The sequence below is a fragment of the Rugamonas sp. FW305-51 genome (assembly GCF_058786935.1).
This window is the reverse complement of record NZ_JBYSZG010000037.1, coordinates 1-13,082: the sequence shown is the minus strand read 5'-3', so window position 1 is coordinate 13,082 and position 13,082 is coordinate 1. Positions and strand designations below refer to the sequence as shown.

Below are 13,082 nucleotides of genomic sequence, written 5' to 3'. Positions count from 1 at the left end.
CGACCGCCGCGTCACTTACGAATCCATAGGAGCTACGAGCATGACCACCCAACACGCACTGCCTTCCTACCTCAATCCCGATGATCTCGGTCCTTGGGGCGTCTACCTGCAACAGATCGAGCGCGTTACCCCGCACCTGGGCAACCTGTCGCGCTGGGTCGAAACGCTCAAGCGCCCCAAGCGCATCCTGACCGTGGACGTGCCGATCGAACGTGACGACGGCTCGATCGCCCACTACGAAGGCTACCGCGTGCAGCACAACATGTCGCGCGGTCCCGGCAAGGGCGGCGTGCGCTTCCACCAGGACGTGACGCTGTCGGAAGTGATGGCGCTGTCGGCCTGGATGACGGTGAAAAACGCGGCCGTGAACGTGCCGTACGGCGGCGCCAAGGGCGGCATCCGCGTCGATCCCAAGACCCTGTCCAAGGGCGAGCTGCAGCGCCTGACCCGCCGCTACACCAGCGAGATCAGCCTGATCATCGGCCCCACCAAGGATATCCCGGCGCCGGACGTGAACACCAACGAACAGGTGATGGCATGGATGATGGACTCCTACGCCATGATCGAAGGTAACCTGTCGACCGGCGTGGTGACCGGCAAACCGATCTCGCTGGGTGGCTCGCTGGGCCGCCGCGAAGCGACCGGCCGCGGCGTGTTCGTGGTGGGCCGCGAGGCAGCCGTCAAGCGCGGCGTCAAGATTGAGGGGGCGCGTGTCGCCGTCCAGGGTTTCGGCAACGTAGGCGGCGTCGCAGCAACGATGTTCGCAGAAGCCGGTTCCAAAGTGATCGCGGTGCAGGACCATACCGGCACCGTGGTCCACCAGGGTGGGCTCGATATTGCCCGCCTGCACCAGCATGTGGCTGAATGCGGCAGCGTCACCGGCTTCCCCGGCGCCGAAGCGTTCCTGGAGCGCGATGCGTTCTGGGACATCGAGTCCGACATCCTGATTCCGGCCGCGCTGGAACAGCAGATCACGGCCCAGAACGCGCCGCGCATCCGCACCAAGATCATCCTGGAAGGCGCCAACGGCCCGACCACGCCGGAAGCGGACGACATCCTGACCGACAAGGATGTGCTGATCGTGCCGGACGTGCTGGCCAACGCCGGCGGCGTGACCGTGTCCTACTTCGAGTGGGTGCAGGACTTCTCGAGCTTCTTCTGGAGCGAGGACGAGATCAACGCCCGCCTGACCCGCATCATGCAGGAAGCGTTCAACGCGGTATGGAACGTGGCGCAAGAGAAGAAGGTCACGCTGCGCACGGCCACCTTCATCCTGGCCTGCACCCGCGTGCTGCAGGCGCGCGAAGTACGCGGCTTGTACCCATAATACGGGTTCAGGCCCGATAAGTAAGTGCCTGCACAAGCGACGCTTGTGCAGGTTTTTTTGCATTCACGGAGACAGACAAGGAGCTAGCATGAGCACGATGGAACAAAAGGCGCTGGCCTATCACAAGGCCGGCGGCGCCGGCAAGATCGCCATCGAAGTGACCAAGAGCGTAAGCACCCAGGAAGACCTGGCGCTGGCCTATTCGCCCGGCGTGGCCGCACCCTGCGTGGAAATCGAACGCGATCCGGCCAAGGCCTACGAATACACGGCCAAGGGTAACCTGGTGGGCGTGATCACCAACGGCAGCGCCGTGCTCGGACTGGGCAACATCGGCGCCCTGGCCGGCAAGCCCGTGATGGAGGGCAAGGTGGTGCTGTTCAAGAAGTTCGCCGGCATCGATGCCTTCGACATCGAGATCGACGAGAGCGATCCGGACAAACTGGTCGAGATCATCGCCGCGCTGCACCCTACCTTTGGCGGCATCAACCTGGAAGACATCAAGGCGCCCGAGTGCTTCTACATCGAGCGCAAGCTGCGCGAGCGGCTGGCCATTCCCGTGTTCCACGACGACCAGCATGGCACGGCCATCGTGGTCGGCGCCGGCATGCTCAACGCGCTGGCCCTGACCGGGCGCGATATCGCCAGCGCCAAGGTGGTGTGCTCGGGCGCCGGCGCGGCGGCCATGGCCTGCCTGGAACTGCTGGTGGACCTGGGCGCGCGGCGCGAGAACATCTTCGTCTGCGACAGCAAGGGCGTGCTGACCACGGCGCGCGCGCTGGACGGCGAAAAGGCCCGGTGGGCGCAGGACACCACGGCGCGCACGCTGTCGGACGTGATGGCCGGCGCCGACGTGTTCCTGGGCGTGTCCGGTCCCGGCGTGCTGTCGCCGCTGGACGTGGAAAAGATGGGCAAGTCGCCCATCGTGTTTACGCTGGCCAATCCGGAACCGGAGCTGCGGCCCGAACTGGTGCGCGAAGTGGCGCCGGACGCCATCATCGCCACCGGTCGCTCGGACTATCCGAACCAGATCAACAACGCGCTGTGCTTCCCCTACCTGTTCCGCGCGGCGCTCGACTGCGGCGCCTCGACCATCAACCAGGACATGAAGCGCGCCTGCGTGATGGCGCTGGCCGAGATGGCCCGCACCGACGCCCGCTTCGGCAACGACTATGTGGTGCCGGGCCTGCTCGATCCGCGCCTGCTGAGCGGCGTCACACCCAAGATCGCGGCGGCCGCCGTGCGCAGCGGCGTGGCCCGCAAGCGGCTCGACGAATCGGAATACGCAGCCGACCTGGAAGAACTGGGCGCCTCGCTGCTGTAACGGCGGGGCTCAGTGGCGGGTGACGATGGCCGTTTCCAGGTGGGTTTCGTCGCCGATCAGCAGCACCGCGTGGTCGGCGAACAGCATCTGGCGCACGATGGGCGCCTGCCCCAGCGCCGGCGCACCCGTGTCGCGCGTGCGCAGCACGTTCAAGGTGGCCGACGACAGGGGTGCCGCGCCGTAGCTGTAATCGGCCAGCAGCACCAGGTCGCCCAGCGGGTCGCTGTCCTTGAGCCGCCCCGTGACCACGTCGGCGATCAGCAGCGAACCGTTGGCGGCCGTGCGTGCGTCGAAGTTGACGCGGTCGCGGCGGGGGTAATTCCATTTGTCCGACAGCGATTCCTGCGTCAAGTCCGCGCGCCCGGCCTCGAGCACCGGATAGCCGCTGTCATTCAACGCCACGCCCAGCAGCTTGCTGCTCAGGCCCACCTTCAAATTCCACAGCATCCCCACCTTGCCCGTGCTGGCCATGGTCACCGGCAGCAGGTCCGGCACGCCGCCGCCCGTGCCGGCCACGGAATGCACCAGCGGCCGGCCCGTGCCATAGGGCCAATAGGCTTGCATGGGCGTGCCGCTGTCGAGCCACGTCACCAGCACGGCGCCGCCCGAGGCGACGATGCGCGGCTGTATGGGCTTGGTGGACATGGTCAGCTTGAACGGCGGCGTCTGCTCCTTGCCGTTGATGTCGAGCTTGACGAGCATCAGGCTGTAGATGGCATTCTTTTCACTGTTGGGGATGGGCCGTTCGACCAGCGTGGTGGCGTACCAGAAGCCGCCGCCGTCGACGACCGCCGCGCTGGCCACCACGGTGGGCAGGGGCGACTCGAACGGCTGCACCGTGTACAGGTCGATGCCGGCGGCCGCGCCGGCCATGGCCCCCTGGCTGTCGAGGCGGAACAGCTTGGAGCCGGCGCCCGTCTGCACCATGGCTACGCCGTCGGCCATGGGCAGCAGCGTCCATTCGCCCAGATAATCCTTGGCCAGGGTGTTGCCGTAATCGTGGCTGGCCACGAACTTGCCTTGCGCGTCCAGCACCGAGACGCGGGTACCGGGGTGGATCAGGTTGTTGTCGACCTGGATGGTGGCGGCCGAATCGGAGCGCAGCATGATGTGGTCGCCCACCACGGTCGCTTCGCGCATGCGGCTCAACGGCACGCCGGCCGTCTGGCCCGGATCGGGCGACACCGCCCGCACTTCCTGCCGCAAGCCCACGGTGATGACCACGGTGGCCTTGTCGCCGCCCGTATCGACCACCGTGCCGCCGGCCACGCTGGCGCTGCTGCCGCCGCCCCCGCCACCACCGCAGCCGGCCAGGGCCAGCGCGGCCAGTAAGGCGGCGAATGTGATCTTGAAGCGGTGGCGCATACGAATTCCCGGCATTCTGTGATGAAGGAATGAGTATAGAGGATGACAACTTGCGCCAGCCGGCGGCGACATGGCCTCAGGAGCCATCGCCGTGACCCGGCAGTCCACGCCGGGCCAGGGCCGGGCATCGCGCCGCCTCAGGTGGCGCGCGCCCCCGTGCGGGCCACCACCAGCCGCATGGCGCCGCCCAGGTGCCAGCCATCGCCGCGCCCGCCCAGATAATGGGTGCGCAGCGCGTCGGCCGCATAGTCGGTCACGGCGCCGAAGCCCAGCGCGCGCAACTCGCTTTGCAGCACCTCGGGCGCGAACAGCGACTTCCACGGCTCGCCGGCCGCCGCGAACCTGGCGGCGAAATAAGCCATGCCCATGCGGTCGAACAGGTCGAGCCGTTCCGGCACCACGCCGTAGTCGAACACGATGGCGCTGCCGGCCGGCAGCCCCGCCACCACGCGCAGTGTGTCGAACACGGCGTCGTCGCTCAGGTATAGGGTTACACCCAGCCAGGACAGGAACACGGGCAGGTCGAGCCGGCAGCCGGCCGCGGCCAGCGCCGTGTCCAGCGCGTCGCGCTCAAAGTCGAACGGCACGAAGGTCAGCGACGACGGCGCGGCGATGCCGGCGTCGCGCAACTGCGCGCGTTTCCACTGCTGGGTGGCCGGATGGTCCACCTCGAACACGCGCAGCGGCGCGCCGGCAGAACGGTAGGCAAAAGTATCGAGGCCGGCGCCCAGCACCACGTATTGGGCCACGCCGCACGCCATGGCGCAGGCCAGCTCCTCCTCGGCCAGGCGGCTGCGCACGGCCGTGGCGCCGCGCAGCTGGCGCGCCGGCCCGCTGGCATAGCGGTCCAGGTGGGCGCGCAGCTGCTGCTCCAGTTCCGGCCCCAGGATGGGCAGGGCCAGCGGATCGGCAAACACGGGAGGATGGTCGAGCAGCTGGTGGGCCGCGCGCAGCGTGGCCACCAGCAAGGCCGAGCGGCTAGGCAGGCCCAGCCGCAGGATGTTGTCGGTGCTTGCCAGCGATGCGAGTATGCGCTCCATGTCGCCCCACTTCCCGTGCACGATAAGAGGCCATTCTAGCGCGGAAGGCAGGCCACGGGAATGGCAGCTTGCCATCGTGCCCGCGCCATCAGCGGCGGATGACGGCGCCGCCCTTCATCACGAACGACACCCGGGTCAGCTCGGCCACGTCGGCCAGCGGGTCGCCGCGCACGGCGATGATGTCGGCGAACTTGCCGGCCGCGATGGCGCCCACCCGGTCCTGCCAGCCCAGCAGGTCGGCCGCCTGCACCGTGGCCGACTGGATGGCCTGCATGGCCGTCATCCCGTACTGCACCATGTAGGCGAACTGGCGCGCATTGTCGCCGTGCGGGTAGACGCCGGCGTCGGTGCCGAAGGCCATCCGGTCGCCGGCCTTCCACGCCTTGCGGAAGTTATCGCGTTGCTGCTGGCCCAGCGCCCTCTCCTTCTCGATCGACTCCGGCAGCATGCCGGCCTTGGCCCCTTCCTGCAGGATGAAGTCGTCGTCGTAGATGTCCATCACCAGGTAGGTGCCCTTCTCGCGCGCCAGGCGCATGCCCTGCTCGTCGATCAGGCTGGCGTGTTCGACCGAATCGACGCCGGCCGTGATGGCGGCGCGGATGCTGCTGGCGCCATGCGCGTGGGCCGCCACCTTGCGCCCCAGCTTGTGGGCCTCGTCGACGATGGCGGCCATTTCCTCCAGCGTGTACTGCTGGGCGCCCGGCTCGTCGCCCTTGGACAGCACGCCGCCCGAGGCGCAGATCTTGATCACGTCGGCGCCGTACTTGGCCATCTCGCGCACCTTGGCGCGGGCTGCCCACGGGCCGTCGGCCACGCCGCGGTCCGTGAAGTTCATCTCGGCCGGCAGCAGGTTGTTGTCGCAATGGCCGCCCTTGATGCCGATCGCGTGGCCGGCCGTGCGCATGCGCGGGCCGACCACATCGCCCTCGTTGATGGCGTCGCGCAGGGCCACGTCGCCAAAGCCGCCCGCGCCCACGTTGCGCACGGTGGTAAAGCCCGCCTCCAGCGTGAGCCGGGCCGCGCGGGCGCCGTACAGGGCGGCGCGGATGTCGGACACGCCCAGCGCCGCATAGCCGCTTTGCATGGGGTCCGCCGTCAGGTGGGTGTGCATGTCGATCAGGCCGGGCAGCACCGTCTGGCCCGACAGGTCGATCACTTCGGCGCCGGCCGGCACCTTGGCGGCGGCCGTGGGGCCGACCGACGTGATGCGCTCGCCCGTGACGATGATGGTCTGGTCGGCCAGCACGGTGCCCGCCGCCACATCGACCAGCTTGCCGGCCCGGATGGCCAGCACTTTTGCCTGCACCGCCGCGGCGAACGACGGCGCCGCCGCGCCCAGGATGCCCAGGGCCGTGGCGGTAACGACGAGATGCTTGAATTTCATGAATGCGCTCTTTCTTGGTATGAGGCCGGGGGTGCCGGTTTTTGATCGAAAAACTTCCCCGGCGGCAAGGATAGCAGAATCGCCAGGGGCCGATGCGGCATTCGCGCCACCCCGCCGCCCGGTGCGGGCGACGCCCGGCCGCCGCCGGCGCAGCGGGAAGCGGCCTGCAGGCCGCCTGTCGCCTCGTCACAACAGCCGGCACCGCCGTCCATGCGACGGTACGCGCGCGCATCGCCCCGCTCCGGGTAGAATTGCAATCAGGAACCTCCATCACCCTTGCGCTGGCGCAAGCGACTGACGCCATGGAAGAAGAATGACAGGATGCTGATCACACGCGTACGACAACTGGCCGCTGTGGGCGCACTGGCGCTGGGCATGGCCACGGCCGGCGCCCAGCCGACGCCGCCGGTGCCGGCGCCGGTAAAGTTCGCGCCGGTGCCGGTGCTGTCCATTTTCCGTCCGCTGCAGGCCAACGGCACGGCCGACGACGCCATCGCCAGCGGGCGCGTGGTGGCCGGCCATTACCCGATGGCGGCCCGGGCCAGCAAGCACTGGCGCATTGCCTTCCTGTTCCCGCACCTGAAAGATCCGTACTGGACCGGCTGCGCCTACGGCGTCATCAGCGAAGCGCACCGGCTGGGCGTGGCGGCCGACATCCTGGCGGCCGACGGCTACGACGACCTGCCAGGCCAGCTGCGCCAGATGGACCAGGCCATCGCCGCCAAATATGACGCCATCGTGCTGTCGCCGATCGGCATGACGGCCAATAACGCCTCGATCGCCAAGGCGCGCGCGGCCGGCATCCCCGTGTTCGAACTGGCCAACGACAGCCGCAGCGACGACCTGACCATCAAAGTCACCACTTCGCTGCGCGCGATGGGGCTGGAAGCGACGCGCTGGGTGATCCGCGACGCCCAGCAGCGCGGCCTGAAATCGATCAACATCGGCCTGCTGCCCGGCCCCATGGGCGCGGGCTGGGTCAAGGGCGAAGTCGATGGCAGCCGCATCGCCGCCCAGGAAGCGCCCATCCAGGTCAACATCATCGACATCCGCTATGGCGACAGCGATTTTGCTGGGCAGACCCAGCTGGCCACCCAGATGCTGGCCAAATACGGCGCCAAGCTCGATTACCTGATCGGCTGCACCGGCTGCGCGCCCGCTGCCGTGGCGCCGGTGCGCGATGCCGGGTTGGGCGGCAAGATCCGCATCGTCGCCTACGACCTGACGGGCGACATCGCCCACCTGATCCGCAACAAGGAAATCTACGCCGCCGCCGACACCAAGGGGGTGAGCCAGGCCAGGGTGGCCATCAACGCGGCCGTCAACACGCTCGAAGGACGTAACAAGGAACTGCCGCACACCATCCTGATCAAGCTGGGGCTGGTCGACCAGCTCAATTTCGCCAACTACCCGTTCGACACCTCGATCGCGCCGGAAGGCTACAAGGTGGTGCTGTCGTACGATCCGGCCAGGAACTGAGCCGGCGCGCGAGGCGGGCGCGACCGGCAAACGGCGCGCAGCAGTCCATGGTCCTTGGTCCATCGCATAGAGGGTGGGGTGTGCCCGGAGGGCTCCTTCTGGCAACGTGTCTCGTTTGCCTGTCTCGTTTTGTCTCGTTTTGTCTGGTTTTGCCTCGGCCTGAATTGCGCTAGCGAAAAAGACAAAACGAGACAGAACCAGACAACTCTGGCAGGGCAAACGAGAGGCGTTGCCGGAAGGAGCGGATCGGGCCACCAGGTAGGTGCATGACATATCTTTCACGGCCGCAACGATCTGATGGGGGCTGTGAGGGGCGGCTAACGCCGCATTGCGGAAGTTCGCTTCATTGACCTACGCCCGCGCAGCTTTACTAAGAGGCTGCGTGTCCGAGTAATTGGCCATAAATGCACGCTGTGCATACTCGGGAAGATTGATAAGTATTGTTGCGCTACTATCCCAGCAAGCAATTTCAAATAAGGCCCCCTCCAATTGAGGTTCAGGGTCTTTACCATTCCAATAGTCTGGATTCCCTTCGACGTATGGCGGCTCCGATACCGTGGGACGAGAACCTTTAGGAACTGCGCTAAAGACGGCCCAAATGAACTGAATTTCTTGCTTGTTGATGAGAGACGCCAGTTCTTCACCGCGCATCCATTGGTCGCCCACACCAAGCTCTTCGGGTGTGAAATTGGTTTCGATGTCGCTGACGTACCAGTCGTAATCCTGAGGTGCGATTCCCGCTGCCGCAAATACTTCCTTCATATCTGTGAAGAAACGAACCTGGTCTGTCTTTTCAAGAATCAAATTCATAGGCAGTTGAGCACTCTATTCCGGGAGGACTGCTTGTGGCCGGTTACGGCCCCGCCATCTGCGTTGCAGATGAAGAGCATAGCTTGCATTTGCATCCAATTCACGTGCACTGCCTCACAGGCTGGCATACTCCAACAACTCCTGCCCCATCAACAGGCAGTCGTCCTTCACCTGGGCATAGATCAAGTGCATACGATACTGCCCTTTGTAAATATTCCCCCAGACTTCAAGGACATCGAACATCTGGTTCTTGTTCGCAGGATTCTTCATCGGCGCCAACACCTTGACCGTCTTGTCTATCTCGATACGCTCATCCGGGCCAAAATGAAACGTCAACAGGCGTTGCGCTTGCTTGCTGGCCGCTGCCGCGCAAGGGTGAACCGGTGCCGCATGCAAGGCACCGGATAGCAGCACCAATGACAGCGCAATGATTTTTTTCATTTACCCTCCCAATTGCCGAATCATCAATTTTGAAAAAGCCGTTGCCGCTCACTTTGCCTTGTCCACGATTTGGCTCAATAACTCCGGCGGAATCGACTGGCCATTCGCGCTCAGCGTGCGGACCGTCTCATGCAGCAAATTCAGGCGGGTCACTTTCAGCACGGTCGACGCGATAATGCCGACGATCGGAATAAGCAGAGCAATTACGGGGATCAGAATGGGGGACAGGTCGGTGAATGTACTCATGTTTCGCTTTCTTTCGCAAAGGTTATCAATCAAGCCATCGCCAGCAAGATGCCAATTGAGCAATATTAACATACCATTCTTTGCGGCAAACCATGCCGTTGACGCGACAGGCGGCGCGGCGGCCGCCCGCCGTTCAGCCGGGCCAGGCGCAGGTACGCAGGCCGGCGAAGATATCGTCCCGTTCGGGCCGGTAGAAGTTGCGGAACTTGGCCGATCCCAGCCGCTCCGGCGTGGCGAACGAGGCGCCGCGCAGCGTCTGGTGGGTGCCGAACCACGGCGCCGAATACTCGCGGTAGCGGTCGGCCTGGAAGCCGGGATACGGTTCGAACGGCGAGGCCGTCCACTCCCACAGCTGGCCCCAGCGGAACGCGGGATGGCCCGACAGGGCCGCATATTCCCACTCGGCCTCGGTGGCCAGCCGCCGCCCGGCCCAGGCGCAATAAGCTTGCGCTTCGTACAGGTTGATGTGGCGGACCGGCTCGGCCCCGGCCAGCGTGTGCAACTGGCCGAAGCGCATGGTGCGCCACTGCGCGCCGTCGCGCTGCCAGTAGCGGGGCGCGCAGCGTTCCTGGCGCATCAGCCACGCGCTGCCGGCCGCGCTCCAGTACTGGCGGTTGTCGTAGCCGCCGTCGGCCACGAAGTCGGCATACTGGGCGTTGCTCACCAGCGTGCTGTCGATGGTGAACGGCGCCACGAAGACGGGGTGCGCCTCGCGCTCGTTATCGAACACAAAGCCGCCCTCCTGCGCGCTGCCCAACTGGATGGTGCCGCCGGGGAAGCTGATCTCGGACGGGGAAAACAGGGTCTGTTCGTCGTGCGTGAGCTGCGACGGCGCCGTCAGACCCAGCGTCTGCAGCGTGTACAGGAAGGCTTCGCCGTGCATGTCCTCGTGGGCCAGCGCCAGCCGGTACGGATACAGGGCCGCGTCCGTATTCGGCTCGCGCGCCAGCTTGTCTAGCACGCGGTCCAGCACTTCGTGGCAGTAGGTCTTGAGCGCGCCCGTGCTGGGCAGGTCCAGGTTCCAGCGGCTGCGGTGCGGCACCGTGTTGGAATCGAACCAGTCGTCGCCGCGCGTGAGCAGCGAGTTGTACAGGGCGTCGGCCGGATGGCTGGACGCGGCCTCGCGCAGGATGAACCATTCGGCGAACCAGGCCGTGTGGCCCAGCTCCCACAACGGCGGATTGACGGTCACCAGCTGCGGCACGCGCGCCGGCGCGTCCAGTCCCGCGGCGGCAAAACAGTCGAACAGGCGCAGCGTATAATCACGCGCTGAATGGAGCGCCTCGGCCAGTTGCATCGGGCGGGCGTGGCGGAACGAAGCATGGATAGCACTCATCGTTCGATTGTAACGGCTTTTGCGCTGAAATACAGGGCCCCGATCAAGCCGCGGCGCACGGCAACCAACCACGACGACAGGCGGCAGTGAAACGACCCCACATCTGGATCATCAGCCCGGCTTCGGCCAAGGCCAACAACGGCAACTGGCAAAGCGCAAGGCGCTGGGCGCGCTTCCTGCGCACGCGCTACCGCGTGACGATCGCGCAACAGTGGCCCGATCCGGACGCCCCCGCCCCCACGCCGGAGCAGGCGCCGGCCCTGCTCATCGCGCTCCATGCGCGCCGTTCGGCCGCCTCGCTGGACGCCTATGTCAACGCTTGCCCGCGGCGCCCCACCATCCTGCTGCTGACGGGCACCGACCTGTATCGCGACATCGCCCACGACGCCAGCGCCCAGGCGTCGCTGCGCCAGGCCGACGCGCTGGTGGTGCTGCAGCCGGCCGGCCTGGCCGAACTGCCGGCGCCCCTGCGCGCCAAGGCCAGCGTGATCTACCAGTCGGCCGACACGCTGCGCCCCGCCACCGGCCCGCGCCGCCAGCTGGACGTGTGCATGGTGGGCCACCTGCGCGAGGAAAAGGACCCGGCCACCTTCATGCGCGCGGCCGCCCGCGTGCAGGACGCGCGGGTGCGCCTGCTGCATATCGGCGGCGCGCTCGATCCGGCCCTGGGCCAGCTGGCCGAGGCGACGGCGCGCGACCATCCGTGCTACCGCTGGCTGGGCGCCCTGCCTCATGGCGCCACCCGCCAGCGCCTCAAGCGCAGCTTCCTGATGGCGATCACCTCGCGCATGGAGGGCGGCGCCAACGTCATCATCGAAGCCGTCACCAGCGGCGTGCCGGTGCTGGCCAGCGACATCAGCGGCAACCGCGGCATGCTGGGCGAAGATTATGCCGGCTATTTCCCGACCGGCGACGACGCCGCGCTGGCGGCCCTGATCGGACGCTGCGCCGCCGATCCCGCCTTTTACGCACACCTGCAGCGGCAGTGCGCGGCGCGCGCCGCCCTGTTCGCGCCGGCGGCCGAGCAGGCGGCCCTGCTCAAGTTAGTGGATAATCTGCTCCAGACGCATACACCCACGGCCGCAGCGACGGCGGCCGGATCACCTTGAGGAAACCATCATGAGCGACGCTCCCATCAAACTCACCTCCTTTTCGCACGGCGGCGGCTGCGGCTGCAAGATCGCGCCCGGCGTGCTGTCGGAGATCCTGAAAAATTCGTCCGGCTTCCCTGTGCCCAAGGAACTGATGGTGGGCATCGAGACGGCCGACGACGCCGCCGTCTACAAGCTCAATGACGAGCAGGCCCTGATCGCCACCACCGACTTCTTCATGCCCATCGTCGACGACCCGTTCGACTTCGGCCGCATCGCCGCCACCAACGCCATCTCCGACGTGTATGCCATGGGCGGCACGCCCATCATGGCGCTGGCCCTGGTCGGCATGCCGGTCAACAAGCTGCCGCTGGAAACCATCGGCCAGATCATCAAGGGCGGCGAAGCCATTTGCGCCGAAGCGGGCATTCCCATCGCGGGCGGCCACACCATCGATTCGGTGGAACCGATCTACGGCCTGGTGGTACTGGGCCTGGTCCACCCGTCCAAGGTCAAGCGCAACGCGGACGCCCGCGCCGGCGACGTGCTCATCCTGGGTAAACCGCTGGGCGTGGGCGTGCTGTCGGCCGCGCTGAAAAAGGACAAGCTCGATGCGGCCGGCTACGCGGCCATGATCGCCAACACCACCAAGCTTAACAAGCCGGGCAAGGCGCTGTCGGAACTGGCCGGCGTGCACGCGCTGACGGACGTCACCGGCTTCGGCCTGCTGGGCCACCTGCTGGAAATCTGCCGCGGCGCCCAGCTCACGGCGCAACTGAACATGGCGCAGATCCCCCTGCTACCGGGCGTGCAGCAGCTGGCCCACGACGGTTACTTCACGGGCGCCTCGGGCCGCAACTGGGATGCCTACGGCAAGGACGTGCAGCTGTCGCCGTCCATCACCCAGGCCCAGCACATGCTGCTGACGGACCCGCAAACGTCGGGCGGCCTGCTGGTATCGTGCGATCCGTCCAGCGTGGACGCGGTGCTGGCCCTGTTCCGCAACGAAGGCTTCGGCGAGGCGGCCGTGATCGGCGAGATGGTAGCCGGCGCGCCGCGCGTGCAAGTGGCGGCCTGACGGTAATGCCGTCAAGTTAAAGGACCTCTAAGCCGGCTTCGAGAACAAAAATGGGGACGTACCCCTTTTTTGGGGACGTACCCCTTTTCGTGAAAATGGGGACGCCCATTAGCCGCCCGCTGTCAAGGGACGAATTAAGGCTTCCGTGCTGGCGTGGCACAGGG

The 13,082-nt window shown here is 66.4% G+C and carries 12 protein-coding genes; 5 read left to right on the top strand and 7 right to left on the bottom strand.

The window, feature by feature from the left end; all coding sequences use genetic code 11:
* Positions 1-40: 40 nt before the first annotated feature.
* Together AC3WOS_RS21345 and AC3WOS_RS21340 are read left to right on the top strand one after the other, a co-directional pair.
* Positions 41-1,327, top strand: coding sequence for a Glu/Leu/Phe/Val family dehydrogenase (locus tag AC3WOS_RS21345; protein WP_492718328.1), 1,287 nt, complete (start codon positions 41-43; stop codon positions 1,325-1,327).
* A gap of 88 nt (positions 1,328-1,415) precedes the next feature.
* Positions 1,416-2,648 carry a malic enzyme-like NAD(P)-binding protein gene (locus tag AC3WOS_RS21340; protein ID WP_492718327.1) on the top strand — a complete coding sequence of 411 codons (1,233 nt, stop codon included), beginning with the start codon at positions 1,416-1,418 and terminating at the stop codon, positions 2,646-2,648.
* Between the two features lie 9 nt (positions 2,649-2,657).
* On the opposite strand, the gene AC3WOS_RS21335 is transcribed toward AC3WOS_RS21340, so the two are convergent.
* The 3 genes from AC3WOS_RS21335 to AC3WOS_RS21325 all read right to left on the bottom strand — a co-directional run bounded on the left by AC3WOS_RS21335 (position 2,658) and on the right by AC3WOS_RS21325 (position 6,437).
* A complete protein-coding gene (locus AC3WOS_RS21335; protein WP_492718326.1) occupies positions 2,658-4,013 on the bottom strand; it encodes a hypothetical protein in 1,356 nt (451 codons plus the stop codon).
* Positions 4,014-4,150: 137 nt separating this feature from the next.
* The gene (locus tag AC3WOS_RS21330; RefSeq protein ID WP_492718324.1) at positions 4,151-5,053 is read right to left on the bottom strand and encodes a class I SAM-dependent methyltransferase; all 903 of its coding nucleotides are present in this window, start codon (positions 5,051-5,053) and stop codon (positions 4,151-4,153) included.
* Between the two features lie 88 nt (positions 5,054-5,141).
* Positions 5,142-6,437, bottom strand: a complete 1,296-nt coding sequence (locus AC3WOS_RS21325; protein WP_492718322.1) for a Xaa-Pro dipeptidase — start codon at positions 6,435-6,437, stop codon at positions 5,142-5,144.
* Positions 6,438-6,758: 321 nt separating this feature from the next.
* On the opposite strand from AC3WOS_RS21325, the gene torT reads away from it, so the two are divergent.
* Entirely contained in the window at positions 6,759-7,916 is a 1,158-nt protein-coding gene (gene torT, locus AC3WOS_RS21320) for a TMAO reductase system periplasmic protein TorT (protein WP_492718321.1), read from the top strand.
* Between the two features lie 351 nt (positions 7,917-8,267).
* Here the strand turns inward: torT and AC3WOS_RS21315 are convergent, their stop codons facing one another.
* From AC3WOS_RS21315 to senA, 4 genes are all read right to left on the bottom strand, one after another.
* Complete coding sequence (locus AC3WOS_RS21315; RefSeq protein WP_492718320.1) at positions 8,268-8,726, bottom strand: hypothetical protein; 459 nt, start codon at positions 8,724-8,726, stop codon at positions 8,268-8,270.
* 114 nt (positions 8,727-8,840) lie between these two features.
* Positions 8,841-9,167, bottom strand: coding sequence for a hypothetical protein (locus tag AC3WOS_RS21310; protein WP_492718318.1), 327 nt, complete (start codon positions 9,165-9,167; stop codon positions 8,841-8,843).
* Positions 9,168-9,215: 48 nt separating this feature from the next.
* Positions 9,216-9,413 carry a hypothetical protein gene (locus AC3WOS_RS21305; RefSeq protein ID WP_492718317.1) on the bottom strand — a complete coding sequence of 66 codons (198 nt, stop codon included), beginning with the start codon at positions 9,411-9,413 and terminating at the stop codon, positions 9,216-9,218.
* A 133-nt stretch (positions 9,414-9,546) separates the two neighbouring features.
* Positions 9,547-10,749: a selenoneine synthase SenA gene (gene senA, locus AC3WOS_RS21300; RefSeq protein ID WP_492718316.1), complete on the bottom strand. Its 1,203-nt coding sequence runs from the start codon at positions 10,747-10,749 to the stop codon at positions 9,547-9,549.
* Positions 10,750-10,835: 86 nt separating this feature from the next.
* Here senA and senB point away from each other — a divergent pair, with 86 nt between their 5' ends.
* Positions 10,836-11,858 carry a selenoneine biosynthesis selenosugar synthase SenB gene (senB, locus tag AC3WOS_RS21295; RefSeq protein ID WP_492718315.1) on the top strand — a complete coding sequence of 341 codons (1,023 nt, stop codon included), beginning with the start codon at positions 10,836-10,838 and terminating at the stop codon, positions 11,856-11,858.
* 10 nt (positions 11,859-11,868) lie between these two features.
* Positions 11,869-12,918, top strand: a complete 1,050-nt coding sequence (gene selD / locus AC3WOS_RS21290; RefSeq protein ID WP_492718313.1) for a selenide, water dikinase SelD — start codon at positions 11,869-11,871, stop codon at positions 12,916-12,918.
* Positions 12,919-13,082: the final 164 nt, after the last annotated feature.